Origin of the sequence: Bradyrhizobium sp. CSA207 (assembly GCF_029051685.1) — a bacterium.
In the GTDB taxonomy this organism is placed as follows: Bacteria; Pseudomonadota; Alphaproteobacteria; order Rhizobiales; family Xanthobacteraceae; genus Bradyrhizobium.
Genome location: NZ_JAACFT010000004.1, coordinates 123,067 through 149,103, shown reverse-complemented (window position 1 = coordinate 149,103; position 26,037 = coordinate 123,067). Strand labels below are relative to the sequence as shown.

Sequence of the window (26,037 nt, the reverse complement as noted above, 5' to 3'; positions counted from 1 at the left end):
CGTCTGGCTCTGGAAGTCCAGAGCGGCAGCTTGTCTCGCGGCTACGTCCCTGCCCGTGCCTTTTGGGCCGCGATCTGCTGGAGCGCCCAGCGTGCGTTCTTGCGGACATCCGGATCGGGATCGTCAGCGATCACGGCCAGGAACGCCTCGCCGTCGGGATGGGCGATCTCGCCGAGCGCGGCGGCCGCCTCTTTCCGCAAATTGGCCTGGTCGTGGTTGACGCAATTGCCGATCGGCCGCACTGCGCGCTCGATCTTCATGCGCCCGAGGCTGCGGATCACCTTCAGCCGCACCTGCCAGAACTCATCGGCAAGACAGCCGACGAGCTGGTCGGCCGCGAGCGAACCGTTGATGTTGAGGCCCAGAGTCTCCGCCGCCATCTCGCGGACCATCCAGTCGGTGTCCTTCAACGCGCGCGTGATTGTTTCCGCCGCAGGCTTCATCTGCGAGAACGCCAGCGCGCTGACGGCGGCGCGGCGCACATGGGCGTCGGGATCGTTGATCAGCGCGGTCAGCGCCGGAATCGATTCTTCCAGCTTGAGGAAGCCGATCACGCCGATCGCCTGCACGCGCACGGCGGCATCGGAATCCTGCAGCGCTTCCAACGCCGGCTTCAGCGTATCCTTGCAGCGCAGCTCTTTCAGCGCACGTAGCGCGCCCATGCGAACGAACGCGTGGGCGTGCTTGACCAGCGGCAGGATGATGTCGGCGCAGGAGGGATCCTTGAACTCGGCCATGCTGTCGGCCGCGGCGGACGCCACGATCCTCTCGGGGTCGACCAGCAGCTTGACCAGCGCACTCGCCGCCTCCGGCCCGTCGAACTCGCCAAGTGCCATCGCGACCTGCTGGCGCACGCCGGCATCGGGATCGACCACCATCTTGGCGAGATGGCCGACAGCTGCCGGATCGCCGGAATGGCCGAGCGCGATGATGGCGACACGGCGCTCCCCCGGATCGGCAGCCTGGAGCCGCTCGTCGGCATCTTCGAGGTCGTCGTAGGATTCGAACGGGCTCGACATGATTACCTCAACAGATAAGGAATGTTGACGGTGACGGCGCCGGTCGGGCAGTCCGCCTCGCAGGGCATGCAGTACCAGCATTCGTCATAGGCCATGTAGGCCTTGCCGGTCATGTCGCTGATGCGCAGCACGTCCAGCGGACAGACGTCGACACACACGGTACAGCCCTTGTCGGCGATGCATTTGGCGTCGTCGACGACCACCGGAACCGATGTCTGATAGGAAGCGAGAGGCATCGTATTTCTCCTGTTGCTTGCGCTTGGCGATGGATCAGGCGGTGGCGCGGATGCGCTGCTTGTCGTAGAGGTCCTTCTCGTCATCCGCGATCGGCACGACATAGGGCTCAACCGCACGCTTTTCGCTGGTCATCTTGCCGTCCTGCTTGGATAGCAGGGTGTGGCAGAACCAGTTCTCGTTGTCCTTCTCGGGAAAATCGGTGCGCCAGTGATAGAGGCCCCAGCGGCTTTCCTCGCGATACAGCGAGGCATGCACGGCCATGTCGGCGCAATCCATGATCGACTGCACTTCGAGCGCACGAAGCAGCTCGTGCGCGTTGCGCGCGATCATGTGCTCCTGCATGTCCTCGCGCGCCTCGGCAAGGCGGCGCATGCCGAGCTCGTATTTGCGCGTCACCTTCGGCGGCTGGAGATAGTCGTTCACCAGACGCCGCGTCTTGTATTCGATCTGGTTCGGCGGAATACCGTCCTCGCGCCTGGTCGGCGCCAGCACGCGGTCGCGCTCCGTGGCAATGTCGGCGGCGTCGAACTCGGCGAAATCGTGATTTTCGGCGAACTCCATCGCGTCAACGCCGGCAACCGAGCCGTTGGTGAAGGCACCCAGCATGTAATTGTGCGGCACGCTCGCCATGTCGCCGGCCGCATAGAGGCCGGGCACGGTGGTGCGCGCGTTGTCGTCGACGAACACGCCGGAGGCGCTGTGGCCGGAGCAGAAGCCGATCTCGGAGATGTGCATCTCGATCGATTCGCTGCGGTAGTCGACCCCGCGCCCCTGCTGGAACAGGCCGCGCGTCGGCCGCTCCACCTTGTGCAGCGTGGATTCGATCTCGGAAATGGTGTCGGGGTGGAGATGCTTGAGCTGGAGGAACACCGGACCCTTGCCGGACAAGAGCTCGTTGTAGAACTCCAGCATCATCTGGCCCGACCAATAGTCGCATTCGATGAAGCGCGATCCCTCGTTGTTGGCGGTAAAGGCGCCGAAGGGGCCGGCGACATAGGCGCAGGCCGGGCCGTTATAGTCCTTGATCAGCGGATTGATCTGGTAGCATTCGAGGTTCGCGAGCGCGGCGCCGGCGTGATAGGCCATGGCATAGCCATCGCCAGAATTGGCCGCGTTCTCGTAGGTGCCGAACATGTAGCCTGAGGTCGGCAAACCCAGTCGGCCCGCAGCGCCCATGCACAGGATCACCGCCTTGGCCTTGATCACCAAGATCTCGGCGGTGCGGGTGTTGACGCTGATCGCGCCGGCGATGCGGCCGTCGGCGGATTTGAGCAGGCGCGTCGCCATGTAACGGTTGGAGATCAGGATGCGCGCGCGGCGCAGCTGGCGGTACAGCGCCTTCTTCACGGTCTCGCCATTCGGCATCGGCAGGACGTAGGTGCCGATGTGGTGCACCTTCTTGACGGCATAGTCGCCGTTCTCGTTCTTCAGGAATCGAATGCCGAAACTGTCGAGCTCTTCGATGATGCCAAAGCAGTTCTGCGCATATTTATAGACCGCCTTCTGGTCGACGATGCCGTCATTGGCGATGGTGATTTCCTTGGTGTACTGCTCCGGCGTCGCATAGCCGGGGATAACGGCGTTGTTCAAGCCATCCATGCCCATCGAGATCGCGCCGGAGCGCTTGACGTTGGCCTTTTCGAGCAGGACGACATTGGCCTTCGGGTTCTTCAGCTTCGCCTTGAGTGCCGCCATCGGGCCGGCCGTGCCGCCGCCGATCACCAGCACGTCGCAGGAAACTTCCGAAAGTCCGTCGACGATCTGATCTAGTGCCATCGCTTGCTCCTGGTTCGCCGGCAGGTCCGGCGCCTTTGCATCAGATTTGTTCAGGGGGCTTTCCGGCGATAGCAATTAGTTGTCGCCGCAGAGCGATTTGTGCGTCACCGCTCGACGAAAGCCTTCTCGATGACGAAATGGCCGGGCTGGCTGTGGTTCCCCTCCGCAAAGCCGCGCGCGGAGAACATGGCGTGCAGCTCCTCCAGCATTGCGGGGCTGCCGCACAGCATGATGCGATCCGTCGCGATATCGAGGCCGGACTGCGCGATATCGTCGAACATCTGGTTGGAGGTGATCAGGTCGGTGATGCGGCCGCGATTCCTGAACGGCTCTCGGGTGACGGTGGGATAATAGACCAGCTTGTCGCGGATCAGCGGTCCGAAGAATTCGTGATTGCGCAGGCCGTCGACGAGGTGCTCGCCATAGGCGAGCTCGGAGATCTGGCGGCAGCCATGGGCGAGCACGATGGTCTCGTAGTTCTCGTACACGTCGGGGTCCTTGATCAGGCTGGCGAACGGCGCGAGCCCGGTGCCGGTCGACAGCAACAAGAGACGCTTGCCGGGAATGAGATTGCCTGTGATCAGCGTGCCCGTCGCCTTGCGGCCGACCAGGATGATGTCGCCTTCCCTGATCTTCTGGAGGCGCGAGGTCAGCGGGCCGTCCTCAACCTTGATCGAGAAGAACTCGAGCTCTTCCTCATGATTGGCGCTCGCCATGCTGTAGGCCCGCATCAAGGGTTTGCCCTCGACCTCCAGCCCGATCATGGCGAACTGGCCGTTCTGGAAGCGGAAGCCGGGATCGCGCGTCGCGGTGAAGCTGAACAGCGAGTCGGTCCAGTGCCTGACCGACAGAACCGTTTCCTTCTGAAAAGCGCTCATCCGTCGTCTCTCCTTACCTGCGATGGGCGCAAGGATTTCGGAGACGGAGGACTCGGGCAACGCCGAACTGAAACTGCCGGTCGATTAGTTTCACATTTTGCGGGCGATGACCGAAGAGGAGGCAGCCGCGCTCCGCCTTTGCACGTGCGCTCTGGCAATTAGTTGCTATTCGCGCTCGCCTGCGGCGGCGTAGAGAAGAGTCAGAGGTTCGTCATGACCATGACCGCATTGGTGGCACCGACCGTGGCCGACTACGAGGCGAGCGCCGATCTTGCCACGCTCCGCGTCCGCACCACGCAGGACGATCAACTCAGCCTGCCTGCCGAGCAGCTCCGCCTCTCATGCAAATGCGCCCACTGCACCCGCGCCCGCTTCGACGGCCGCTTCCCTGAAGCGTTTCCGGGCATCGCCATCACCGACATCGGCGATCTCGGCTACGGGCTGAACATCTCGTTTTCGGACGGGCACAGTCGGGGGATTTACCCCAAGGCGTATTTGCTGAGTTTGGCGGGGGGTTAGGCCGACGCAGACTTTGCATTGGCGCGAGCACGGGCGCCACAAACTCGCTGTCATTCCCGCGAAGGCGGGAATCCAGTACGCCGCGGCCTCTCCGTAACTCATTGCTGTCTCTGGAATACTGGGTCGCCCGGTCAAGCCGTGCGACGACAGCGGAGTGAATCTGGCACGGACATTGCTCCGCTTTAGGACGAATTGAACGTTCCGGAGGCAGACGATGTTGCAGGCGGCCAATGTGGTTCGCGGGACGGTTCCCGCAACGGTCCGGCCTGCGGGAAGCTCCTCGCTGCTGCTCACCGAGAACCAGCAATGGATTGGCGGTCCGCCGCCGCTGATGGACAAGCTCAGCCAGCGCGAGCGGGAGCTGGTGCTGAAGCAGGGCCGCCGCAAAGTGCTCAACCGCGGCCAGACGCTGTTCAGCCAGGGCGGCAAGCATGACGGTATCTGGCTGATCGAGAGCGGCCGCATCCGCGTGTTCTATACCTCGCCGCTTGGGCGCGAGATCACGCTGGCCTATTGGCATGTCGGCAATTTCGTCGGCGGGCCCGAAGTGTTCGAAGGCACCGTGCATCAATGGTCCGGCGTTGCATCCAGCAATTGCAGCGTCGTGCACCTGCCCGGAAAAGAACTGCGCACGCTCGCCATGGAGATCCCGAACCTGGCAATCGGCCTGATCGAGGGTCTGACCTTCAAGGGCAAGTGCTATTCGGCGCTGGCGCAGATGCTGGGAACGCGTTCGATCACACAGCGGCTGGCGCATCTGCTGCTGCATCTGGTCGAGCTCTACGGTGTCGAGGATGCCGACGGCCGGGTGATCGCGGCAGCCTTCACCCATGCCGACATCGCCCACATGGTCGGCGCCACCAGGCAATGGGTCACGATCAGTTTGAAGCGGATGCAGGAGAAGGGAATCGTGCTGACCAAGCGCTCCCAGATCGTGGTCTGCCGGCCCGACGTGCTGGAAGAGATGCGCGGACAAGCCTCTGACTAAAGGCCGGCGACCGGGGTCGGTGCCCAGGCAAGCGGCTTTATAGTGCAGGACTGCCCAAGGAGTATGCAATCAGCTTTTCCCGGCAACTAATCGACTGCGGTGGTCATTCCGGATTTGCCCTGTCCACGCCCTCACCCAATCATGGCAACCACAGCACATCCAACCGAATGAGGATGAGAATGGTCCGCCATCTTCCCACGCTCTCGATCGCGATGTCGGTGACGTCGCTGGCGCTACTCCTCGCGCAGCCGGCTTCGGCGGAAACGGTGACGCTCGGCATCGGAACGCAGGATACCACGACCAACACGGTGACCGCCGGCGTCGTCATCCGGCAGCTGCATCTGCTCGAAAAATACCTGCCGAAGGACGGCAAATACGCCAACATCAAGTTCGAGCTGGAGTGGCAGAATTTCACCTCCGGTCCGCCCGTCACCAACGCGATGATGGCGAACAAGCTGCAGATCGGCATGATGGGCGACTACCCGCTGATCGTGAACGGCTTCACCTTCGACAGCAACCCCGAGAGCAAGAGCCGCCTGATCGGCATCGCGGCCTACAGCATGTCGGGCTCCGGCAACGGCATCGTCGTTCACAAGGAGTCGCCGTACTACGATCTCGCCGATCTCAAGGGCAAGCTCGTCAGCGTGCCCTTCGGCTCCGCCGCGCACGGCATGGTGCTGAAGGCGATGCAGGACCGCGGCTACGCGTCCGACTTCTTCCAGCTCGTCAGCCAGAGCCCGGAAGTCGGCTCGACCAATCTGCAGGAAAAGAAGATCGACGCGCATGCCGACTTCGTCCCCTTCGCCGAGTTGCTGCCGTTCCGTGGCTTTGCGCGAAAGATCTTCGACGGCGTCGAGACCAATCTGCCGACCTTCCACGGCATCGTCGTCCGCACCGACTTCGCCGAAAAATATCCGGAAGTCGTCGTCGCTTATCTGAAGGCGGTCGCCGCCGCCAATCAATGGCTGCGCGACGATCCCAAGCTCGCTGCGGAAAAGATCCAGGAATGGACGGGCATCAACAAGGAAGTCGTCTACATCTTCCTCGGCCCCAGCGGCAACATGACAACCGATCCCACGGTCAAGCCGGCGCTGATCGATGCGGCCACCGCCGACGTCAAGGTGTTGCAAAACCTCGGCCGCATGAAGGAGTTCGATCCCAAAAAATGGGTCGACGACAGCTACATCCGCAAGGCCTATGCCGAGATGAAGCTCGACTATGACGCGCAGCTCGGCAGCACCAAGAACTACGAAATCTCAGGCGAGGATGGCTTCTGCAAGAAGCCGATCTCCGATCCGCGCAAGGCCGGCGAAGTCTGGGTGGACGAGGCTGGCATCCTCGCTTTCTCGTCTGCCAGTTGCACGTTAGGGGCCTATGCCGACTTCAAGGCCAAGGGCAAGAAGATCAACGTCGCCTACGTCTTCGATACGACCCGCGGCATCAAGCTGTTCGCCGACCAGGCCTTCTTCGCGGTCGGGAATGGCGATGTCGCGCCCTTCCTGCTCAAGAAGGATGCCGAAGCCTATGCGGCCAAGATCAGCGGCAAGGTGCTCGGCTTCGACGAAGCGGTGAAGGCGGCAGTCAGCGGAGGCAAGACGTGAGCAGTCCCGCCCTCCTCAGACATTCCGAGGACAGCATGCCGGCAACAACCGCAATCGGCGAGGCGAGCCCCGCGCCCGCCGCGGCTCCTGCGGCGGCGCCTTCCTTCGGCACTGTCGCGCTGCGCTGGTATCGGCTCAATCGGGCGGGACTGCGCGCAATCGCGATCGGCATCCTCTCGCTGCTCGCCTTCCTGCTGGTCTGGCACCTGCTCACGACCTATCGCGTCGTGTTCTTCGTGCGCTTCACCAACGTGCCCTCGCCGCTCGCGGTCTATGCAAGCTTCACCAAGGCGATCCACGATCCGAAATTCCTGATGCACATCGTGCTGAGCTGCCGGCGCATCTTCATCGGCTTTTCGCTCGCCGCCATCGTCGGCGTGCCGCTCGGCCTGATCATGGGCCGCTTCAAGCTGGTGCATGAGATCGTCTTCCCGGTGGCGGAAGTGCTGCGGCCGATCCCGGCGATCGCCTGGGTGCCGATGGCGATCATGCTGTGGCCGACCAACGAGCAGAGCATCGTCTACATCACCTTTCTCGGCTCATTCTTCCCGATCCTGGTCAACACGCTGCACGGCATGTCGCTGGTCGATCCCGTGCTGGTGCGCGCGGCGCAATGTCTGGGCGCGCGCGAACGCTCGATCTTTCGCGAAGTGTACTTTCCGGCCTCGCTGCCGCACATCTTCACCGGCCTCACTGTCGGCATGGGCGTCGCCTGGGTGTCGCTGATCGCGGCCGAAATGATCTCGGGCCAGTACGGCATCGGGTATTTCACCTGGGAGGCCTATTCGCTGGTCCAATATGCCGACATCGCGCTCGGCATGATCGCGATCGGCGTGCTCGGCCTCGGATCGAGCATGCTCATCAGAGGCGCGGGGCAGTTGGTGATGCCGTGGAGGCTGAAATGAACGAGATCCTGACCAAAGCACCGCAGGGCCATATCGAGGTCAAGAATTTCTCGCTCAGCTATGACAGTATCGAGGGACCGGTTGAGGCGGTCACCGACACGCAGATTCATGTCAACCCGGGTGAGTTCGTCTCGATCGTCGGCCCCTCAGGGTGCGGAAAGTCGACGCTGCTCAATGCGGTCGCAGGTTTCCTCAAGCCGACCACCGGAGTGGTCACGGTCGACGGCGAAAGGGTCAACGGCCCCAGCGCCGAGCGCGGCATGGTGTTCCAGCAATATTCGCTGTTTCCCTGGAAGACGGTGCGGGAGAATGTCGAGTTCGGCCTGAAGATGCGCGGCATGGCGCGTTCGCAGCGCGAGCGCGCGGCCCGCACCCTGCTCGGGCTTGCCGGCTTGGACGCCTTCGAGAAGCACTATCCGGAAAAGCTCTCCGGCGGCATGAAGCAGCGCGTCGGCATCGTGCGCGCACTCGCGACGGGGCCGAAGGTGCTGCTGTTAGACGAGCCCTTCGGCGCGCTCGACGCACAGACCCGCGTCATCATGCAGCAGATCCTCACCAACATGTGGCAGCGGCTGAAGATCTCGGTGCTGTTCGTCACCCACGACATCGACGAGGCGATCTTCCTGTCCGACCGGGTCTACTGCATGACGGCGCGTCCCGGCTCGATCAAGGCCGAGATTCCGATTCCGCTGGAGCGCCCGCGGCAGCAATCGATGATGATGTCATCGGAGTTCCTGGCGCTGCGCCGCGGGTTGATGTCGCTGATCCGTGAGGAAAGCATCAAGGCGATGGGCGGCGAGATCACCGATCTCGGCATGCAGGGGCTGAACATCGAGCTGCACGGTCACTCGCTGGCGGATGTGATTTAGAACTGCTTCTTCGACGCTTGCGCGGTGCCTTCCCCTTCTCCCCTTGTGGGAGAAGGTGGCGCGAAGCGCCGGATGAGGGGTTTGCTTTCGCGCATTCACTGCAACAGATTCATTCGCGGAGAGAACCCCTCGCCCGGCTTCGCTTATTGCGAAGCCACCCTCTCCCACAAGGGGAGAGGGTGCACCGTCATTGCAGCGCGACTATTTTCACTTGAACCAATGCACCAGCGCGATGCTGATGCCGAGCAGCAGCATCAGCGACAGTGTCACGGCGGCTGTGACGCGGCCGCCGACATTGGCGAGCACGCGGACATCGACGCCGAGGCCGAGTGCCGCCATCGACACCACCGTGAGGAAGCTCGTGATCTTCGTCACCGGGCCCACCACGGTGCCGGGCACGATTTCCAGCGAGCGCAACGTCGCGAGTGCGAGGAAGCCGAGGATGAACCACGGGACTAAGCGGAAAAATCCGACATTGGTCTTCTTGGCGCCGGTCTGCCAACGCGAGGCGACCAGCGACAGGCCGACGACGACCGGCCCCAGCATCAACACGCGCATCAGCTTGACCAGCGTGCCGATCTGCGTCGAGACGAGGCCCGCCGGCACCGTTGCCGCCAGCACCTGCGGCACGGCGTAGACGGTGAGGCCGGCGAGGATGCCGTATTGCGTGGCGGACAGTTGCAGCAGCGGAATCAGCAGCGGCAGGCCCAGCACCATCATCACGCCGAGGATCGCAGTGAAAGAGATCGAGGATGCGATCTCGTCGTTGTTGGCGCCGATGATCGGCGCCACGGCCGCGATAGCCGAATTGCCGCAGATGGAGTTGCCGCAGGCGATCAGGATCGACAGTCGTGTCGACAGGCCGAGCATGCGGCTCAAGCCAAAGCTGACGCTGAGCGCGACCACGACCACAGCCGCGATCGATGCCAGCAGCGCAACGCCCGAGGCCGCAATTGCTGCAAAGCTGATGGAGGCCCCTAGCAGCATCACTGCGACTTCGAGCAGCTGCTTGGCGCTGAAGGCGATGCCGGCCCGCCAGCGCGGCGCGGGCTTCCAGAAGCTGCGCAGCGCCATGCCGAGCAGGATGGCCATCACCAGCGCCTCGACATAGGGGTGCTCGAACACACCCAGCTCCGCCCGCTCCAAAAGGGCCGAAACGCCGGCCACAACGATGCAGAGGAGAATGCCGGGAATCAGCGCAACAATGCGGCTTGCGGCGGTGGTCGGCTTGGCCTCGGCCGAACTGGATGCTTGATTCTGCGACACAAATCTCTCCCGGAGGAGAAGGATTTATACGCAGCGCCGTCCGATTGGGAAATATGTTTTCGACATATCAGGACCGAGGGGAAGTTCTATCCTCAGCCGGGATGGATCGCCTTAGAAGACGAGCTGACCTCAGAAGATCAGGCTTCTGGCGAGCGAGGCCACGCGGCTGAAGCCATCATAGACGCCCGGCTCAAAGAAGGCGGCACGTGCCAGCACGATCCCCGCCACCAGCGACCAGAACAGGCCGGTCCCGGCCCGCAGCAGGAGCTTTGACGCGCGCGACTGCGGCTGGGTGTCCGTCGCGGACACCAGGCGCTCGCCGAAGGGCTCAAATCCGGTGCGTTCCATAGCAGGGTCAATCCATCAATCTGTGCCGGAAATGTCGTCGTTTCGGCCCCAAACAGCAATGGAAGCGATTGGCGTTTTTGCCCCCCGGAGAGAAAACTCCTTCCGCCTGAGAGACCCCGGGCAATAGTTTTCTTCTTTTGGCCGATTTGGCGGCCCGAGGGTCCGGCTATAGCGCCAGATAGCGACGCTGCGTCGCCTCGTGAGGAGTTGGGGCGTTGAAAGCGCCGCGGGCTCGGTGCACCCTCTCCCCTCGTGGGCGGCTTCGCGATAGCGAAGCCGGGCGAGGGGTTGTCCCCGCGGACAACCCTCTCGCAGTTGAATTCACTGAAGCAACCCCTCATCCGGCGCCATAGCCGAAGCTTCGCTTCGGCGCTTTAAGAACGGCGGCCGAAGGCCGCCTATGCCACCTTCTCCCACAAGGGGAAAAGGAAGAAAAAGGAAACGCCGATGCCCAAACCGCGGGTGCGCATCTACACCGACTACAAGAGCCCCTATGCGTTCGTCGCCAACAAGCGCCTGTTTGCGCTGGAGGAGACGCACGGCGTCGAGCTGGAATGGCTGCCTTATACGCTGCGCGTTGCCGAATTCATGGGGACGGTGGAGGAGCGCACGCCGCATTTCTGGCGCAAGGTACGCTACGCCTATATGGACGCGCGGCGCTTCGCCAATGCGCAGGGGCTCGTGATGAAGGGACCGCGGCGGATCTACGACGCCTTCTATTCCAGCGTCGGTATGCTGTTCGCGCAACGCCACGGCTTCTTCCGCCCTTACCACGACACGATGTTTCGCCGCTTCTGGAGCCACGACATCGAGATCGACGATCTGGCTGATATCACCGGCGTCATCACCGCCTGCGGCGGATCGGCGAGCGAATTCGACTCCTACGTCCATGGTCCCGCGCGCGCCGAGCACGACCGCATCATCGACGAGGCCGAATCGCTCGGCGTGTTCGGCGTGCCGACCATGGTGTTCAACAGCGAGCTGTTCTGGGGCGGCGACCGCATCGACATGCTGATCGAACGCATCGAGAAGCCCGAGACCATCGAAGCCGCGCTCGGCAGCCGCCATCGCAAACCGGCATAGGCTCCAAATTATTTGAGCATGATCTTTTCGGAAAACCGCTGCACACTTTTCCGGATCATGCTCTACGCCGCCAGGCCTCCGACCGGCGCGAATTCCAGCCCGAGGCTTTCCGCCACCGCCCTGTTGGTGATGCGGCCGCGATGGGCGTTGAGCCCGTTGCGCAAATGAGGATTCTCCAGCACCGCCGCAAAGCCCTTGTTCGCCAGCATCAGGCCGAACGGCAGCGTCGCATTGTTCAGCGCCTGGCTCGACGTCACCGGCACCGCACCCGGCATGTTGGCGACGCAATAATGCACGACCCCGTCGACCTCATAGGTCGGATCGGTGTGCGTCGTCGGGTGCGAAGTCTCGAAGCAGCCGCCCTGGTCGATCGCGACGTCGACCAGCACGGCGCCACGCCGCATCGATTTAAGCATCGCGCGCGTAACGAGCTTCGGCGCGCTGGCGCCCGGCACCAGCACCGCGCCGATCACGACGTCGGCGGCGAACACTTCGTCTTCAACCGCTTCTATGGTGGAAAAGCGCGTCCGCACGCGCCCCGCGAAGAGATCATCGAGCTCACGCAGCCGCGGCAAGGAGCGGTCGATCACCGTGACTTCGGCACCAAGGCCCGCGGCCATGCGCGCGGCCTGCATACCCACCACGCCGCCGCCAAGCACGACCAAGCGCGCCGGCTGCACCCCGGGCACGCCGCCGAGCAGCAAGCCACGACCGCCGGCGGAACGCCTGAGCGCGGCGCCGGCTGCCTCGATGGCAAGGCGGCCGGCGACTTCGCTCATCGGCGCCAGCAGGGGGAGGCGACCGGCCGCGTCGGTGACGGTTTCATAGGCGATCGCGGTACAGCCGGACGCGAGCAAACCCTTGGCCTGTTCGGGATCCGGCGCGAGGTGCAGATAAGTGAACAGGATCTGGCTTTCGCGAAGCTGAAGCCATTCGCTTTTCTGTGGCTCCTTCACTTTCACGATCATGTCGGAACTGGCGAAGACGTCGCGGGCGCTGTCGGAGATGGTGGCCCCTGCCCGCCGATAGACATCATCGGACGCGCCGATGCCGTTGCCGGCGCCGGTCTCGACCATCACCTGGTGCCCGGCCGCGACATATTCGCGGACGGCGCCCGGGGTGAGCCCGACGCGATATTCCTGCACCTTGATTTCCCTGGGCACGCCGACACGCATCTTGAGCTCCTTCCAACGTCTCTGATTCTCCTCTTGATCGTAGCGACGGGGCCGGTTTGGTTTCGTGCAAATATCCGCTAGGTTCGGCATCCCCGCGCCGGTTTCGGGCGCGGCAGAGCCCTTTCACGCTGGAAACCAAACCTTGGCCCTCGACCGGAAAGATCTCGCCATCCTCGCGGAACTCACGACCAATGCTCGGGCCAGCCATACCGAGCTTGCCAGCAAGGTCGGGATGTCGAGCACCGCGCTGGCGCGGCGGCAGAAGGCGCTGGAGGACGACGGCTATATCCAGGCCTACCAAGCCGCGCTGGATCTGGCGCAGTTCGGCCTCACCACGACGGTGCTGGTGCGCATCGCGCTGGAGAGCCAGAGCGACGAGGCGCTGAAGGCGTTCGAGGCGGAGGTGGTGAAGTGCCCGTCCGTGGTGCGCTGCTTCCTGATGTCGGGCACCGACGACTACATCCTGATCGTGCTCGCGCGCGACATCCAGGATTTCGAGCGCATCCATCGCACCGAACTGTCGCGCCTGCCGCGCGTGGCGCGGGTGCAATCAAGCTTCGCGCTGCGCGAGGTCGTCAACCGCGCAGTGCCGACGGTAGTGTTCGGCGAGGCGAAGCGTTGACCCGCTTCCCCGCGAGCTAATCCGCCTCTGGAACCAAGCCGCGGGTCGTCCGTTGGGCGCTATTGGCCAGCGGAGGCGACGGGCCCTCGCGTTAGCGTGCCTGACACCTGGTTGGCCTCCGTCGCAGGGAACATAGGCCCCTCAGGGAAGAAGACATGGCCGATGTCACGCATGAGATCGCCGAACGCATTCCGATCAATCTTGTCGTCAATGGTGTCAGGCGCACGCTCGACCTCGTACCCTGGACCACGCTCCTCGATGCCCTGCGCGATCATCTCGCGCTGACCGGCACCAAGAAGGGCTGCGATCACGGTCAGTGCGGCGCCTGCACCGTGCTGGTGGACGGCCGCCGCGTCAATTCCTGCCTGACGCTTGCTATCATGAAGGACGGCGCCGAAATCACCACCGTCGAAGGCCTCGCCAGCGACGGCACGTTGCATCCGCTGCAACAAGCCTTCATCGACCACGACGCCTTCCAGTGCGGTTATTGCACATCGGGCCAGATTTGTTCGGCGGCCGGCCTTTTGGCTGAAGGCCGCGCCGCGGACGCCGACGAGATCCGGGAACTGATGAGCGGAAATCTCTGCCGCTGCGGCGCCTATCCGAACATCGTCGCCGCGATCCAGCAAGCAATGGGCCGGCCATGAACAATTTCCAGTACTCGCGCGCCGCTGACGTCGCTGACGCGATCCGCCTGCTGGCCGCCAATCCCGGCGCCAGGCTCATCGCCGGCGGCACCAACCTGATCGACCTGATGAAGGAGAATGTCGAGCGCCCCTCCCGGCTGATCGACATTTCCCGCCTGCCGCTGCGCAAGGTCGAGGAGACGGCCGACGGCGGCCTGCGCATAGGTGCCTTGGTACCGAACTCGGACCTCGCCTATCATCCACTGATCGAGCAGCGCTATCCCCTGCTCGCCAGCGCGATCCTGGCCGGCGCCTCGGCGCAATTGCGCAACATGGCCTCCGTCGGCGGCAATCTGATGCAGCGAACGCGCTGTGCCTATTTCTACGACACGGCGACGCCTTGCAACAAACGGAATCCCGGCACCGGCTGTTCGGCACTCGACGGCCTCAATCGCAACCATGCGATCCTCGGTACCAGCGCCTCCTGCATCGCCACCAACCCGTCCGACATGAGCGTGGCGCTGGCCGCGCTCGGCGCGCTCGTGCACATCGCCAGACCTTCCGGTGAGCGCACCATCGCGCTGACCGATTTCCATCGGCTTCCCGGCGACACGCCGCATGTCGATGTCAATCTCGGCGCCGGCGAGATCATCATTGCGATTGAACTGCCGCCGCTCGGCTTCGCCCAGAACTACAGCTACCTGAAGATCCGCGACCGGCTGTCATATGCTTTTGCTCTAGTGTCGGTTGCGGCCGCGCTCGAACTGGAGGGCAACGCGATCACTCAGGCTCGCATCGCGCTCGGCGGCGTGGCTCACAAGCCCTGGCGCAGCCTCGAAGCCGAGGCAGCATTGCGCGGCCAGGCGGCAACTGTGGATCATTTTTCGCACGCTGCGGATCTGCTGCTGGCGGGCGCGACCGCCCGTGCGCATAACGGCTTCAAGATCGAGCTCGCGCGCCGCGCCATCGTGCGGACGCTGACGCAGGCCGCGGACGCCACGCCGCAATCCCAGTCTCACAAGAAGATCGCGTGAGGGACCGATGAACGCCTATGTCGGAACACCAACGTCCCGCGTCGACGGCCGTGCTAAAGTCACCGGGACCGCCAAATATGCCGGCGAATTCCCGGCCGACGGGCTCGTCCATGGTTTCGTCGTCGAAGCCACCATTCCCTGCGGGCGCATTGCCCGCCTCGACACCAGCGCAGCGCTGAACGTGAATGGTGTGCTGGACGTGCTGACGCATGCCAACCGTCCGCCGCTCGCCGATAATGACGAGGCCTGGAAGGACGAGGTGGCGCCCGAGAAAGGCTCCCCGTTCCGTCCGCTGTATGACGACACGATCAAGTTCAACGGCCAGCCGATCGCGCTGGTCGTCGCGGAGGACTGGGAAACCGCGAAATTCGCGGCTACCCTCGTGCGGGTCGAATATGAGCCGAGCGGCTTTGCGACCGATCTCGAAGGCGAGCGCGGCAGCGCCGCCGAGACGGACGAACCACCCAAGCCGCGCGGCGACGCCGCAGCTGCCCTTGCCCGGGCTGCCGTGCGCCACGAGGCGGACTACGTCATTCCGACCGAGCATCACAACCCGATGGAGCTGTTCGCGACCACGGCGGTCTGGGACGGCGGCGGCAAGCTCACGGTGTACGACAAGACGCAAGGCGTCCAGAACGTCCACAAATTCCTCTGCGGCGTGTTCGACAAGAAGCCGAGTGATATCCGCGTAATCTCGCCCTATGTCGGCGGCGCGTTCGGCTCCGGACTGCGGCCGCAACACCAGGTGGTGCTGGCAACACTCGCCGCACTTGCGCTGAAGCGGTCCGTTCGCGTCGTGCTGACGCGGCAGCAGATGTACGGGCTCGGCTACCGGCCGATGACCATCGAGCGCGTCGGGCTCGGCGCAAAATCCGACGGTACCCTCGAGGCGGTCACGCACGAGGCCATCGCCGTCACCTCGCGCTACGAGGATTTTGCACGCAACGACACCGGGTGGGCCGAACAGCTCTACAGCAGCCCGAACAGCCGTTTCTCCCACAAGCTCGTCCACCTCGATGTTTCCACGCCCTGCGACATGCGCGCACCGGGCGCCGCTTCCGGCGTCTGCGCGCTCGAATGCGCCATGGACGAGCTCGCCGTTGCGCTCAAGATCGATCCGATCGACCTGCGGCTGAACTGCTATTCGGATCGCGACCAGAGCGAAAACCTGCCCTACACCAGCAAGCAGCTGCGCGAATGCTACGCCCGCGGCGCGGAGGCCTTCGGCTGGAGCCGGCGCAATCCCGCGCCGCGTTCGATGCACGACGGCAACGAGCTGGTCGGCTGGGGCATGGCGACAGGCGTGTGGGAAGCGCTCCAGATGCCGGTCGCGGTCCGCATCGTGCTGACGTCGAACGGCCATGCCGAGGTGTCTTGTGCCGCATCGGACATCGGCACCGGCACCTACACCATCGTGGCGCAGGTTGCTGCCGATGCGCTCGGCCTGCCGATCGAGAACATCAGCGTCAGGCTTGCCGACTCCACCCTGCCGCAGGCGCCGGTCGAAGGCGGCTCCTGGATGGCGGCCTCGAGCGCACATGCCGTGCTTGCAGCGGCTGAGGATGTCCGCAAGGAACTGTTGAGCCTGGCTGGGAAAATGCCTGGCTCGCCGCTCGCCGATGCCGAGTTGGCCGATACGGTTCTGATCGACGGCAGCATTGCCAGAGCCGCCGACAACAGCCGCGCGGTCTCGATCGCCGACGCGATGCGTCATGGCAATATCGAACGCATTGCGAAAGAAAAAGTCAACCAGTTCGACGAAGACAAGAAGCACGCGCGCAATACCCATTCGGCGGTGTTCGCCGAGGTGAAGATCGATGAGCAGCTCGGCGTCATTCGCGTCACGCGGATCGTGAGCGCCGTCGCCGCCGGGCGGATCCTCAACACCAAGACCGGCCGCAGCCAGATCATGGGCGGCGTGGTCTGGGGAATCGGCATGGCGCTGCACGAGGAAACGGTGATGGACCACCGCTTCGGCCGGATCATGAACGCGAACATCGCGGAGTACCACATCCCCGTGAACGCCGATGTTCACGACATCGACGTGATCTTCGTCGACGAGCCGGACGCGCACATCAACAAACTGGGCGTCAAGGGGTTGGGCGAGATCGGCATCGTCGGCGTCCCCGCGGCGATCGCAAACGCCGTCTACCACGCCACCGGCAAACGCATCCGCCGGTTCCCGATCACTTTGGACAAGCTGCTTGGCTGAGCGCCGGTCATTCGGGCCGCATCCGACCAGGCTCGATCCGCCGTCATCTGATTGTCATCGAATGTGCCGAGACCTGTTTCTCTTGCACATTCGGGATATGACATGGACTATTTCAAGCGCTTCAACTTCCTGTTCGCCGCACCTGTGTTCGACGCCGACGACCTCGAAGGCGTCCGCTTCAACCAGATCATCGAGGAGATCCAGCGCTCCGGTTTCGAGGTGGTCCGGGCCCGCAAGCTGGAGGATGCCGAGATGGCGGTGCAGACCGATGCCGCGATCGGCTGCATGGTGGTGGACTGGGGCAAGAAGGGCCTGGAGGGCAAGACCTCGTCGCTGATCAACCTGATGCGCCGCCGCGGACTCGACTTCCCGATCATCCTGCTGATCCGGCGCAAACGTTTCGAGGATTTGCCGGTCGAGGTGCTCGACTTCATCGACGGCTATGTCTTCCTGTCCGAGGAAACGCCGACCTTCATCGCCAAGAACCTGATCAGCCGGCTGAAGCAATATGCCGAGACGCTGAAGACGCCGTTCTTCGGCGCGCTGGTCGACTACGCCGAGGAAGGCAACCAGCTCTGGACCTGTCCGGGCCACAATGGCGGCGTATTCTACAATCGCAGCCCGATCGGGCGCGTCTTCGTCGAGCATCTTGGCGAGTCCGTGTTCCGCGACGACCTCGACAATTCTGTGCTCGACCTCGGCGACCTCCTCACCCATGAGGGCCCGGCGCTGCAGGCGCAGAAGGAAGCAGCAGGGATCTTCGGCGCGGAGAAGACCTATTTCGTGCTCAACGGCACCTCCACCTCCAACAAGGTCGCGCTCGGCGCGCTCGTCACTGACGGCGACCTCGTGCTGTTCGACCGCAACAACCACAAGGCCGCCCATCACGGCGCGCTGATGATCAACGGCGGCATCCCGATCTACGTGCCGACCATTCGCAACGCCTGGGGCCTGATCGGTCCGATGCGCTGGGACGCGCTCGACGAGAAGGCTCTCCGCGAGGCGATCCGCAACCACCCGCTGGTCGAGGATCGCGACGCCTGGCGCAAGGAGCGGCCGTTCCGCGTCGCCGTCGTCGAGCAGTGCACCTATGACGGCTCGATCCACAGCGCCGAAATGATTTTGAAGCGCATCGGCCATCTCTGCGACTATATCCTGTTCGACGAGGCCTGGGCCGGCTTCATGAAATTCCACCCGCTCTATGCAGGCCGCTTCGCCATGGGGCTGGCGAACCTTCCCCCCGAAGCGCCCGGCATCATCGCGACGCAATCGACACACAAGCAGCTCGCAAGCTTTTCGCAGGCCTCGCAGATCCACATCAAGGATCGTCACATCCGCGGCCAGAAACGGCGCGTCGAGCATCGCCGCTTCAACGAGAGCTTCATGCAGCACGCCTCGACATCGCCATTCTATCCGCTGTTCGCCTCGCTCGACGTCGGAGCGCAAATGATGAAGGGCCGCTCCGGCGAGGTTTTGTGGGACGATACGATCCGGCTCGGCATCGAGCTGCGCAAGAAGATCCGCGCCATGCGCCGCGAATTTGAGGAGAAGGAGCAGAATCTGGACCGGCGCTGGTTCTTCGAACCCTTCGTTCCCGATCGTGTCGCCATTCCCGACGTCAGCCGCCCGGGCGCTGCGCACAACGTTGCTTGGGAGACGCTCTCCACCGACGAGCTCGCCACCAATCCCGCCCTGTGGCAGCTCTCGCCCGACAGCACCTGGCACGGCTTCCCCGGCCTCAGCGAGGGCTTTGCCATGACCGATCCGAACAAGCTGACGCTGCTCACCCCCGGCTTCGACCGCAGCACCGGCGCCTACGCCGAGCACGGCGTTCCCGCACCGGTCGTCGCGCAATATCTGCGCGAGAACCGCATCGTTCCCGAAAAGAACGACCTCAACTCCCTGCTCTTCCTGCTCACGCCGGGCGTCGAGGCGAGCAAGGCCGGCACGCTGATCTCGGGCCTCGTCGCCTTCAAGAAGCTGCATGACGACAATGTGCTTATGGCGGACGCAATTCCGGAATTCTACCAGCGGCGGCAGGCGCGCTATGCCGGCATGCGGCTGCGCGATCTCTGCGGCGAGATGCACCGCTTCTTCCGCGCCGCCGACGTCAGCGCGCTCCAGTCGCGGCAGTTCATGCCCGAGCACATGCCGGAAATCGCGATGTCGCCGCGCGATGCCGCGCGCTTCCTGTTCCGCAACGACGTCGACTATTTGCCGATCGAGGCGATCGCGGGCCGCATCGCCACCACGCCTTTCGTGGTCTATCCGCCCGGCATCGCCACCATTGTGCCCGGCGAGCGGCTGACGGAACGGGCGAAGCCCATGGTCGATTATCTCAAGATGTTCGAGGCCTGCTTCAATATTTTTCCGGGCTTCGACGTCGAAATCCAGGGCGTCTACAAGGAGGTCGATGCCAACGGCCGCATCGGGCTTTATACGTATGTCGTTGCCGAGTAAGTGCCGATGAACGATACAGCCGCAATGCGCGCGGATGACGAGCCGGTCCTGGTCCGGCCCTCACGCGAGGCCGATATCGAGGCGATGCTGGCGATCTACCGCCATCACGTCCGCAATGGGGTGCCCCGTGACGTCGAGGGAACCGGCGCGCCGGAGCCGCACGATTTGCGCGACCGGCGCAAGAACCTGAAGCAGACCCGCCTGCCGCACCTGGTCGCGACCTTTCGCGGTGAGGTGGTGGGTTACGCCTATGCAGTGCTGTTCCGCAAGCGCCCCGCCTATCGCTACACGGCCAAGCACTCGATCTATGTGCACCACGACTATCTCGGCCACGGTGTCGGACGCCTGCTGCTGCAGGAGTTGATCGACAACTGTGCGGCGGCCGGCTTCCGCCAGATGATCGGATATATCGATGCCGACAACGCGCCCTCGCTGGCGCTGCACGAGAAGTTCGGCTTCGCGCGCGCCGGCCTGCTCTGCGGTGTCGCCTATCGCCACGGCCGCTGGTCCGACACCGTCATGATGCAGCGCTCGCTCGGCACCGGCGCAACCGCGCCGCCGCCGGCAACGGCTCCCGGCCGATAGGCTTCAGGACGGAAAATCGGCCGCTCTTATCTGGATGCGGTCGGCATGCAGGGACCAATGATGCAACGCCTGGTCCTTGCAGAACCTGGCCTTCGCCTGTTCCCTGGCCTCGTCCTCGTCGGCAGCGTCGATTTCGATCGCGCCCTGGCAGACTTCGCACTGCCGGCCATATTCGCCGAGCACGTCCTTCATGAACTTGACGACGTAAGTTGACATGGGACCTCCCTGCTGCCCCGGCGGTACTCTAATCCCATTTAGCCCGGATGCGGGAGGGAGATTTTGACGCGGATCAAAGCCAGGAGAACTATTCTGCATCGAAGTCATTCCGGGGCGCGCGTCGCGCGAGCTAGGATGCCCAATTGCGCATCTGAGAATCCATCGAGCAGCAGGGTTGGCGGATAAATGGATTCCGGGCTCGCGACTTCGTCGCGCCCCGGAACGACAATGTGGCTGCCCCTACCCGGGGGTCACCCCGAACGCCTGCCTGAACCGCCCGGCATAGACCGGCCAGACCTCGGGATTGATGATGCGCGGCGGGCGCTTGCCATCGAGCGTGTCCAACACCTGCTCGGCGGCGATCCGGCCCATGTTCCGGCGCGCCTCGATGGTCACGCCCGCGGTGTGCGGGCTCGCCAGCACGTTGTCGAGCTGGAGCAGCGGATGCTCCGGCGGCGGCGGCTCCTTGGACCAGACGTCGAGGCCGGCGCCGGCGATGCGCTTGTCGCGTAACGCCTGGAGCAGCGCATCCTCGTCATGGATGAAGCCGCGCGCCGTGGTGATAAAATAGGCATGCGGCTGCATCAGCGCAAATTCGCGCACGCCGATCATGCCGCGGCTGCCCTTGTCGAGCGGACATGAGATCGAGACGAAATCGGCGCGGCGCAGCAGCTCCTCGAGCTCGACCTTCTCCCCGCCCCGATTCGCCATGACCTCGGCCGTGAGATACGGGTCGTAGGCCAGCACCGTCATGCTGAGCAGGCCCTTGCACAGCGCGGCGATGCGGCGGCCGACATTGCCGAGCCCGACGATGCCGACAGTCTTGCCTTCGACTTCGTTGCCGACCAGCTCGTTGCGGTTGACATCGCGCTCCCGGCGCAGGCGGCGGTCGGACTGGATGATGCGCTTGGACAGTGTCAGCATCATCGCCAGCGCATGCTCGGCGACCGAGTGGGCATTGCCTCCGGACTGGTTGACGACCAGCACGCCCGCATCGGTGCAGGCCTCGACGTCGACGGGATCGAAACCTGCGCCATTGCTGGAGACGAGCAGCAGGTTCGGCGTGCGCTTCAGGAAGGCGGCATCGACATGGAAATGCGGCGCGAGCTCGTCGCGGGCGGCGCCGATCTGGTAGACATGGGCGGCTTCGATGATTGGCGCGTAGAAGTCTTCCGGGCTATCGTTCTCGATGCGATCGAGCCGGACGTCGGGCCGCGCCTTCAGGATGTCGATATAGATCGGATTGGCCAGATATTTGACATAGAAGACGCGCTTGTTGTTGACGGACATCAGGACCCTTCCGGCTCTCTCGAGGAGATCCGCAAGACCAGCGCGCCGCGCCACCCCTCCATGCGTCCCTCCAGCTTTTTCGTTGCCGCCACCCATGACATGGCGGCGCCGGCCACGGCAGGCGGTCTGGCGCGGATCACGGTGCCGGCGCGGACATGTTGACAATCCCGCCCGCTCCGTCAAGTTCGGCAGACTGCCGCGACGGCCAGGACGATGGCAAAGACCAAGAAGCATGCGCGGCTGAAGGGAGAACGCAATGGCGACTGCGGAACAGCAGACCTCGCCGCAGCCGGCGCAGGCATCCGGCGACAAAACCTGGCACGGCATCATCCTGCAAACCTTGAAGCGGAACGCGATCAGCCTGATCCCCTACGTGCCCGACCGCGTGCTGACGCCGCTGATCAAGAACCTGCACGCCGATCCCTTCTTCACGACCTTTGCCGCCGCCCGCGAGGAAGAGGCGGTCGGCATCGTTTCGGGCGCCTGGATGGGCGGCCGGCGCGGCGCGGTGCTGATGCAGACCTCCGGCTTTGCAACGCTCGCCAACGTGCTCGCCTCGCTCGCGGTGCCCTACCAGATTCCGCTGATCATGTTCGTCTCCGAGCGCGGCACGCTCGGCGAGTTCAATTACGGCCAGTCCCTGGTCTGCCGCACCATGCGCCCGGTGCTGGATTCGCTGGCGCTGGAGCACCACACCATCACCCGCCTCGACGAGCTCGAATTCATCGCCGACCGCTCGATCAAGCAGGCCGTCACCACGCAGGCGCCGGTGGCGCTGATCCTCAACCCGCTGCTCACAGGCGGCAAGGTTTTCGACAAGTGAGCCCGCCCAAATGAATACGGACTTGGACACGCGCAACACCAAAGTCATGAACCGGTTCGATATCACCTCGCGTCTGATCGCGAAGCTCAAGCACGAGGAGGCCGTGATCGGCGGCATCGGCAACACCAATTTCGACCTCTGGGCCGCCGGCCACCGCCCGCAGAATTTCTACATGCTCGGCAGCATGGGCCTCGCCTTCCCGATTGCGCTCGGCGTGGCGCTGGCCCAGCCCGAGCGCCGCGTGTTCGCGCTCGAAGGCGATGGCTCGCTGCTGATGCAGCTCGGCGCGCTCTCGACGATTGCGGCCCTGAAGCCGAAGAACCTCATCATGATCGTGATGGATAACGGCATCTACCAGATCACCGGCGCGCAGCCGACGCCTGCCGCCGGCGTCGCCGACGTCGTCGCCATCGCCGCCGGCTCGGGGCTCGCCAACAGCGCCTGGGCGGCGGACGAGGAGGATTTCGAGCGCTTGGTCGACGAGGCGATGTCCGCCTCCGAGCCGAGCCTGATCGCCGTCAGCATCGACGACAAGCCGGGGGTCGGCACCACCCGCCGCGATCCCGTGCAGATCAGGGAGCGCTTCATGCACGGCCTCGGGGTGCGCGAGCCGCTTTAACGTTTCGTCATTAACCACACGGCGATCTGATCCCTGCCGCGCGACAGGTAGATGCAAATCGTGCTATGCGCACCGGATGTCCATTTTGGTTCGCTCTTTTGCCTGGCTGCTCGCCGCCGCCGTGACCTTTGCAACCCTCGGGCCGTCCCGCCTACGGCCGCATTCCGACCTCGGCCAAGACGGCGAACATGCGCTCGCCTTCGTCCTTCTCGGACTGGCTTTCGGCCTTGCCTATCCGCGTCGCCGCCTTGCAACCGCGGCAGTCGCGGTGGTCATGATCGGCCTGCTCGAGTTGATGCAGTTTTGGGCGCCCGGACGCCATGCGCGGCTGGAGGATTTTCTGGTCGACGCGCTCACGGCGTGCTTCGGCTTTGCACTCACGGCCGCCGCCGATTGGGTCATGACGCGCTTTCGCGCAAGCCCGGCCGTCACAAGCGAAGGCCCCGCGGAGTGACGCTCCGCAGGGCCTGTTTCTCTTTCGCCGATGTGCACGTCGATCAGTCGATAATCCTGACGACGCGGCGCGTCCGCGGCTCGACGATCACACGCCGATCATTCACGACCGCGTAGCGGTACTCCGTGTAGTTCGGCACGGGGCGCAGCACCACGGTCGGAGGCAGCGGCTCGCCGACCACGACGCGCTCGTGAACCACCACTGAATCATCGCGCGGGATTCCGCCCAGAATCGCATTGGGGATTTCCAGGCCGGCGCCCACGGCCGCACCAACTGTGCCGCCGACCATCGCGCCGACCGGGCCGCCGATATCGCCGCCCGCGCGTGCGCCGCTCCTGGCGCCTTCTTCGGTTGTCGACTGGGCAAAGGCTGCGCTCGACGCCAGCAGCGAAGCGGCAGCCAACGAAATCGCAAGACGGGTTTTCATGTCCTCGGTCTCCAGTGAATGTTGTGCGCCTTCAACCGTTGCAACCCATCATTGTTCCGGTTCCCACCGTGAAAGCAGCCGCAATTTGCGTTACCCAGTAACGCTCGGCGCGGCGATTTCGTGGCCGGCCATCAGTTCCAGCGCGCGCAGCATCGCCGAGTGATCCCAGGCCTTGCCGCCATGCGCGGCGCAGGACGAGAACAGCTGCTGCGCCACCGCCGTGCTCGGCAGCGACAAGCCGAGCGCACGCGCGCCCTCAAGGGCGAGGTTGAGATCCTTCTGGTGCAGTTCGATACGAAAGCCCGGATCGAAATTGCGCTTCACCATACGCTCGCCGTGCACTTCCAGAATCCGCGACGAGGCAAAGCCGCCCATCAGGGCTTGCCGGACCAGCGCGGGGTCGGCGCCGGCTTTCGATGCGAACAGCAGCGCCTCGCTCACCGCACCGATCGTCAGCGCGACGATGATCTGGTTGGCGACCTTGGTCGTCTGCCCGTCGCCATTGGCGCCGACGCGGGTGACATTCTTGCCCATTTTATCGAACACGGGCTTCATCGTGTTGAAGGCGCGCTCCGGTCCGCCGACCATGATGGTGAGGCTGGCAGCCTTGGCACCGACCTCGCCGCCCGACACCGGGGCATCGAGATAGTCCGCGCCCAGCGCCTCGATCTTGCTGGCGAACCCTTTGGTCGCCAGCGGCGAGATCGAGCTCATGTCGACGACGATCTTGCCCTTGGAGATACCGGCGGCGACGCCGTCCTTGCCGAACAGCACGGCCTCTACATGCGGCGTATCCGGCACCATGATGATGACCGCATCCGCCTCCCCGGCGACCTGCTTGCTCGACTTGCGGGCGACGCCGCCCGCCGCAATCAGCTCGGGCGCGACCGGCGCGACATCATGGAGGAGAACGCGGTGGCCTGCGCTAAGGAGATGGCCGGCCATCGGCCGTCCCATGGTGCCAAGTCCGATGAAGCCGATGTCGATCATGGTTTGTCTCTCTCTCAATTGCATAAGCGAACTTTCAACCGCGTGCTCGGTGCACCTCTCCCGCTCGCGGGAGAGGTCGGCACGCAGTGCCGGGTGAGGGTTCTCTCCGCCCGGGGAATTTCAACGCATCTCAGCAAACCCCACCGCGGAGACACCCTCACCCCAACCCTCTCTCGCAAGCGGGAGAGGGAGCGCACCGTCACCGTGGCCACATCAGCGCGCTCTCAAGTCTCGAATGTTTGCGCCGCGTGCCAGGACAGGCCTTCCAGCGTCGTGGTGCGCGGCTTGTATTCGCAGCCGATCCAGCCGCGATAGCCGATGGCGTCGAGATGGCGGAACAGGAAGGGATAGTTGATCTCGCCGGTGCCGGGCTCATGTCTGCCCGGATTGTCGGCGAGCTGGATGTGGGCGATCTGGGGCAGATATTCCTGCATGGTGCGGGCAAGATCGCCCTCCATGATCTGCATGTGATAGATGTCGTACTGGATGAAGAGGTTGTTCGAGCGCACCTCGGAGACGAGCTGCACCGCCTGCTCGGTGCCGCTCAGGTAGAAGCCGGGAATGTCGAGCGTGTTGATCGGCTCGATCAGCAGCTTGATGTTCTCCCGCGCCAGGGTCGAAGCCGCAAAGCGCAAATTTCCGACCAGCGTCTCGTTGAGCTCGCGCGGGTCGGCATCCCCGGGCGCGATGCCGACGAGGCAGTTGAGCTGCTCGCAATCGAGCGCCTTGGCATAATCGATCGCGCGGAACACGCCGTCGCGAAATTCGGCGACACGATCCGGCAAGATCGCGATGCCGCGCTCGCCCGCCGCCCAATTGCCGGCGGGCAGATTGTGCAGCACCTGCGTCAGGCCGTGAGCTTCGAGCTGCTCGCGCAGCTGCGCCTTGTCGAAAGCATAGGGAAAGAGATACTCGACCCCGCTGAAGCCCGCGGCCTTGGCCGCGGCGAAGCGGTCGAGGAACGGCATCTCGTTGAAGAGCATGGTGAGATTGGCGGCAAATTTCGGCATGATGC

General features: G+C 64.1%; 27 protein-coding genes. 15 read left to right on the top strand and 12 right to left on the bottom strand.

Annotated features, from left to right (window positions below; all coding sequences use genetic code 11):
• Nucleotides 1-41: 41 nt before the first annotated feature.
• The 4 genes from GWG65_RS05660 to GWG65_RS05645 form a co-directional block, all read right to left on the bottom strand.
• On the bottom strand, nt 42-1,019 hold the full coding sequence (locus GWG65_RS05660; RefSeq protein WP_275194420.1) for a HEAT repeat domain-containing protein: 978 nt from the start codon (nt 1,017-1,019) through the stop codon (nt 42-44).
• Nucleotides 1,020-1,021: 2 nt separating this feature from the next.
• Nucleotides 1,022-1,255: a ferredoxin family protein gene (locus tag GWG65_RS05655; protein ID WP_008141081.1), complete on the bottom strand. Its 234-nt coding sequence runs from the start codon at nt 1,253-1,255 to the stop codon at nt 1,022-1,024.
• 34 nt (nt 1,256-1,289) lie between these two features.
• Nucleotides 1,290-3,032 (bottom strand): fumarate reductase/succinate dehydrogenase flavoprotein subunit, encoded by a 1,743-nt coding sequence (locus GWG65_RS05650; protein WP_275194419.1) that lies wholly within the window; start codon nt 3,030-3,032, stop codon nt 1,290-1,292.
• A 104-nt stretch (nt 3,033-3,136) separates the two neighbouring features.
• Nucleotides 3,137-3,910 (bottom strand): ferredoxin--NADP reductase, encoded by a 774-nt coding sequence (locus GWG65_RS05645; RefSeq protein WP_275194418.1) that lies wholly within the window; start codon nt 3,908-3,910, stop codon nt 3,137-3,139.
• A 213-nt stretch (nt 3,911-4,123) separates the two neighbouring features.
• Between GWG65_RS05645 and GWG65_RS05640 the strand changes: the two genes are divergently transcribed.
• From GWG65_RS05640 to GWG65_RS05620, 5 genes are all read left to right on the top strand, one after another.
• A complete protein-coding gene (locus tag GWG65_RS05640; RefSeq protein WP_275194417.1) occupies nt 4,124-4,429 on the top strand; it encodes a gamma-butyrobetaine hydroxylase-like domain-containing protein in 306 nt (101 codons plus the stop codon).
• Nucleotides 4,430-4,643: 214 nt separating this feature from the next.
• A complete protein-coding gene (locus tag GWG65_RS05635) occupies nt 4,644-5,417 on the top strand; it encodes a Crp/Fnr family transcriptional regulator (protein WP_275194416.1) in 774 nt (257 codons plus the stop codon).
• Between the two features lie 179 nt (nt 5,418-5,596).
• A complete protein-coding gene (locus tag GWG65_RS05630) occupies nt 5,597-7,018 on the top strand; it encodes an ABC transporter substrate-binding protein (RefSeq protein WP_275194415.1) in 1,422 nt (473 codons plus the stop codon).
• Nucleotides 7,019-7,053: 35 nt separating this feature from the next.
• Nucleotides 7,054-7,923 carry an ABC transporter permease gene (locus tag GWG65_RS05625; protein WP_275194414.1) on the top strand — a complete coding sequence of 290 codons (870 nt, stop codon included), beginning with the start codon at nt 7,054-7,056 and terminating at the stop codon, nt 7,921-7,923.
• Nucleotides 7,920-8,792: an ABC transporter ATP-binding protein gene (locus GWG65_RS05620; protein WP_275194413.1), complete on the top strand. Its 873-nt coding sequence runs from the start codon at nt 7,920-7,922 to the stop codon at nt 8,790-8,792. The genes GWG65_RS05625 and GWG65_RS05620 overlap by 4 nt, the downstream gene beginning before the upstream one ends.
• Nucleotides 8,793-8,999: 207 nt before the next feature.
• Here the strand turns inward: GWG65_RS05620 and GWG65_RS05615 are convergent, their stop codons facing one another.
• The gene (locus GWG65_RS05615) at nt 9,000-10,058 is read right to left on the bottom strand and encodes a putative sulfate exporter family transporter (RefSeq protein ID WP_275194412.1); all 1,059 of its coding nucleotides are present in this window, start codon (nt 10,056-10,058) and stop codon (nt 9,000-9,002) included.
• Nucleotides 10,059-10,187: 129 nt separating this feature from the next.
• The gene (locus GWG65_RS05610; protein WP_275194411.1) at nt 10,188-10,406 is read right to left on the bottom strand and encodes a hypothetical protein; all 219 of its coding nucleotides are present in this window, start codon (nt 10,404-10,406) and stop codon (nt 10,188-10,190) included.
• A 447-nt stretch (nt 10,407-10,853) separates the two neighbouring features.
• Here GWG65_RS05610 and GWG65_RS05605 point away from each other — a divergent pair, with 447 nt between their 5' ends.
• On the top strand, nt 10,854-11,489 hold the full coding sequence (locus tag GWG65_RS05605) for a DsbA family protein (protein WP_275194410.1): 636 nt from the start codon (nt 10,854-10,856) through the stop codon (nt 11,487-11,489).
• A 62-nt stretch (nt 11,490-11,551) separates the two neighbouring features.
• Here GWG65_RS05605 and ald read toward each other — a convergent pair whose 3' ends face one another.
• Nucleotides 11,552-12,664 carry an alanine dehydrogenase gene (gene ald / locus GWG65_RS05600; RefSeq protein WP_275194409.1) on the bottom strand — a complete coding sequence of 371 codons (1,113 nt, stop codon included), beginning with the start codon at nt 12,662-12,664 and terminating at the stop codon, nt 11,552-11,554.
• Nucleotides 12,665-12,806: 142 nt separating this feature from the next.
• On the opposite strand from ald, the gene GWG65_RS05595 reads away from it, so the two are divergent.
• The 6 genes from GWG65_RS05595 (at nt 12,807) to GWG65_RS05570 (ending at nt 20,203) form a co-directional block, all read left to right on the top strand.
• The gene (locus GWG65_RS05595; RefSeq protein WP_275194408.1) at nt 12,807-13,286 is read left to right on the top strand and encodes an Lrp/AsnC family transcriptional regulator; all 480 of its coding nucleotides are present in this window, start codon (nt 12,807-12,809) and stop codon (nt 13,284-13,286) included.
• A gap of 155 nt (nt 13,287-13,441) precedes the next feature.
• Nucleotides 13,442-13,933 (top strand): (2Fe-2S)-binding protein, encoded by a 492-nt coding sequence (locus tag GWG65_RS05590; protein WP_275194407.1) that lies wholly within the window; start codon nt 13,442-13,444, stop codon nt 13,931-13,933.
• Entirely contained in the window at nt 13,930-14,946 is a 1,017-nt protein-coding gene (locus tag GWG65_RS05585) for a xanthine dehydrogenase family protein subunit M (protein ID WP_275194406.1), read from the top strand. Before GWG65_RS05590 ends, GWG65_RS05585 begins: the two co-directional genes overlap by 4 nt.
• A gap of 7 nt (nt 14,947-14,953) precedes the next feature.
• Nucleotides 14,954-17,158 (top strand): xanthine dehydrogenase family protein molybdopterin-binding subunit, encoded by a 2,205-nt coding sequence (locus GWG65_RS05580; protein WP_275194405.1) that lies wholly within the window; start codon nt 14,954-14,956, stop codon nt 17,156-17,158.
• Nucleotides 17,159-17,260: 102 nt separating this feature from the next.
• Nucleotides 17,261-19,618, top strand: a complete 2,358-nt coding sequence (locus GWG65_RS05575; protein ID WP_275194404.1) for an Orn/Lys/Arg decarboxylase N-terminal domain-containing protein — start codon at nt 17,261-17,263, stop codon at nt 19,616-19,618.
• A 6-nt stretch (nt 19,619-19,624) separates the two neighbouring features.
• Nucleotides 19,625-20,203: a GNAT family N-acetyltransferase gene (locus tag GWG65_RS05570; RefSeq protein WP_275194403.1), complete on the top strand. Its 579-nt coding sequence runs from the start codon at nt 19,625-19,627 to the stop codon at nt 20,201-20,203.
• A gap of 3 nt (nt 20,204-20,206) precedes the next feature.
• On the opposite strand, the gene GWG65_RS05565 is transcribed toward GWG65_RS05570, so the two are convergent.
• Both GWG65_RS05565 and GWG65_RS05560 read right to left on the bottom strand, forming a co-directional pair.
• Complete coding sequence (locus GWG65_RS05565; protein ID WP_275194402.1) at nt 20,207-20,419, bottom strand: hypothetical protein; 213 nt, start codon at nt 20,417-20,419, stop codon at nt 20,207-20,209.
• 240 nt (nt 20,420-20,659) lie between these two features.
• Nucleotides 20,660-21,709, bottom strand: a complete 1,050-nt coding sequence (locus GWG65_RS05560) for a hydroxyacid dehydrogenase (RefSeq protein WP_275194401.1) — start codon at nt 21,707-21,709, stop codon at nt 20,660-20,662.
• 256 nt (nt 21,710-21,965) lie between these two features.
• Here GWG65_RS05560 and GWG65_RS05555 point away from each other — a divergent pair, with 256 nt between their 5' ends.
• The 3 genes from GWG65_RS05555 (at nt 21,966) to GWG65_RS05545 (ending at nt 23,605) form a co-directional block, all read left to right on the top strand.
• Nucleotides 21,966-22,532 carry a thiamine pyrophosphate-binding protein gene (locus GWG65_RS05555; RefSeq protein WP_275194400.1) on the top strand — a complete coding sequence of 189 codons (567 nt, stop codon included), beginning with the start codon at nt 21,966-21,968 and terminating at the stop codon, nt 22,530-22,532.
• A gap of 10 nt (nt 22,533-22,542) precedes the next feature.
• The gene (locus GWG65_RS05550) at nt 22,543-23,151 is read left to right on the top strand and encodes a thiamine pyrophosphate-dependent enzyme (RefSeq protein ID WP_275194399.1); all 609 of its coding nucleotides are present in this window, start codon (nt 22,543-22,545) and stop codon (nt 23,149-23,151) included.
• Nucleotides 23,152-23,227: 76 nt separating this feature from the next.
• Nucleotides 23,228-23,605 carry a VanZ family protein gene (locus GWG65_RS05545; protein ID WP_275194398.1) on the top strand — a complete coding sequence of 126 codons (378 nt, stop codon included), beginning with the start codon at nt 23,228-23,230 and terminating at the stop codon, nt 23,603-23,605.
• Between the two features lie 43 nt (nt 23,606-23,648).
• Here GWG65_RS05545 and GWG65_RS05540 read toward each other — a convergent pair whose 3' ends face one another.
• The 3 genes from GWG65_RS05540 to hyi form a co-directional block, all read right to left on the bottom strand.
• The gene (locus GWG65_RS05540) at nt 23,649-24,032 is read right to left on the bottom strand and encodes a DUF1236 domain-containing protein (RefSeq protein ID WP_275194397.1); all 384 of its coding nucleotides are present in this window, start codon (nt 24,030-24,032) and stop codon (nt 23,649-23,651) included.
• A gap of 90 nt (nt 24,033-24,122) precedes the next feature.
• On the bottom strand, nt 24,123-25,022 hold the full coding sequence (locus GWG65_RS05535) for a 2-hydroxy-3-oxopropionate reductase (RefSeq protein WP_275194396.1): 900 nt from the start codon (nt 25,020-25,022) through the stop codon (nt 24,123-24,125).
• Between the two features lie 224 nt (nt 25,023-25,246).
• Nucleotides 25,247-26,032, bottom strand: a complete 786-nt coding sequence (gene hyi / locus GWG65_RS05530; protein ID WP_275194395.1) for a hydroxypyruvate isomerase — start codon at nt 26,030-26,032, stop codon at nt 25,247-25,249.
• Nucleotides 26,033-26,037 lie beyond the last annotated feature (5 nt).

Coding starts and splice junctions, on each gene's coding strand:
- GWG65_RS05660 (WP_275194420.1), bottom strand. CDS start 1,019: ATGTCGAGCCCGTTCGAATCCTACGACGACCTCGAAGATGCCGACGAG.
- GWG65_RS05655 (WP_008141081.1), bottom strand. CDS start 1,255: ATGCCTCTCGCTTCCTATCAGACATCGGTTCCGGTGGTCGTCGACGAC.
- GWG65_RS05650 (WP_275194419.1), bottom strand. CDS start 3,032: ATGGCACTAGATCAGATCGTCGACGGACTTTCGGAAGTTTCCTGCGAC.
- GWG65_RS05645 (WP_275194418.1), bottom strand. CDS start 3,910: ATGAGCGCTTTTCAGAAGGAAACGGTTCTGTCGGTCAGGCACTGGACC.
- GWG65_RS05640 (WP_275194417.1), top strand. CDS start 4,124: ATGACCATGACCGCATTGGTGGCACCGACCGTGGCCGACTACGAGGCG.
- GWG65_RS05635 (WP_275194416.1), top strand. CDS start 4,644: ATGTTGCAGGCGGCCAATGTGGTTCGCGGGACGGTTCCCGCAACGGTC.
- GWG65_RS05630 (WP_275194415.1), top strand. CDS start 5,597: ATGGTCCGCCATCTTCCCACGCTCTCGATCGCGATGTCGGTGACGTCG.
- GWG65_RS05625 (WP_275194414.1), top strand. CDS start 7,054: ATGCCGGCAACAACCGCAATCGGCGAGGCGAGCCCCGCGCCCGCCGCG.
- GWG65_RS05620 (WP_275194413.1), top strand. CDS start 7,920: ATGAACGAGATCCTGACCAAAGCACCGCAGGGCCATATCGAGGTCAAG.
- GWG65_RS05610 (WP_275194411.1), bottom strand. CDS start 10,406: ATGGAACGCACCGGATTTGAGCCCTTCGGCGAGCGCCTGGTGTCCGCG.
- GWG65_RS05605 (WP_275194410.1), top strand. CDS start 10,854: ATGCCCAAACCGCGGGTGCGCATCTACACCGACTACAAGAGCCCCTAT.
- ald (WP_275194409.1), bottom strand. CDS start 12,664: ATGCGTGTCGGCGTGCCCAGGGAAATCAAGGTGCAGGAATATCGCGTC.
- GWG65_RS05590 (WP_275194407.1), top strand. CDS start 13,442: ATGGCCGATGTCACGCATGAGATCGCCGAACGCATTCCGATCAATCTT.
- GWG65_RS05585 (WP_275194406.1), top strand. CDS start 13,930: ATGAACAATTTCCAGTACTCGCGCGCCGCTGACGTCGCTGACGCGATC.
- GWG65_RS05580 (WP_275194405.1), top strand. CDS start 14,954: ATGAACGCCTATGTCGGAACACCAACGTCCCGCGTCGACGGCCGTGCT.
- GWG65_RS05575 (WP_275194404.1), top strand. CDS start 17,261: ATGGACTATTTCAAGCGCTTCAACTTCCTGTTCGCCGCACCTGTGTTC.
- GWG65_RS05570 (WP_275194403.1), top strand. CDS start 19,625: ATGAACGATACAGCCGCAATGCGCGCGGATGACGAGCCGGTCCTGGTC.
- GWG65_RS05565 (WP_275194402.1), bottom strand. CDS start 20,419: ATGTCAACTTACGTCGTCAAGTTCATGAAGGACGTGCTCGGCGAATAT.
- GWG65_RS05560 (WP_275194401.1), bottom strand. CDS start 21,709: ATGTCCGTCAACAACAAGCGCGTCTTCTATGTCAAATATCTGGCCAAT.
- GWG65_RS05555 (WP_275194400.1), top strand. CDS start 21,966: ATGGCGACTGCGGAACAGCAGACCTCGCCGCAGCCGGCGCAGGCATCC.
- GWG65_RS05550 (WP_275194399.1), top strand. CDS start 22,543: ATGAATACGGACTTGGACACGCGCAACACCAAAGTCATGAACCGGTTC.
- GWG65_RS05545 (WP_275194398.1), top strand. CDS start 23,228: ATGTCCATTTTGGTTCGCTCTTTTGCCTGGCTGCTCGCCGCCGCCGTG.
- GWG65_RS05540 (WP_275194397.1), bottom strand. CDS start 24,032: ATGAAAACCCGTCTTGCGATTTCGTTGGCTGCCGCTTCGCTGCTGGCG.
- GWG65_RS05535 (WP_275194396.1), bottom strand. CDS start 25,022: ATGATCGACATCGGCTTCATCGGACTTGGCACCATGGGACGGCCGATG.
- hyi (WP_275194395.1), bottom strand. CDS start 26,032: ATGCCGAAATTTGCCGCCAATCTCACCATGCTCTTCAACGAGATGCCG.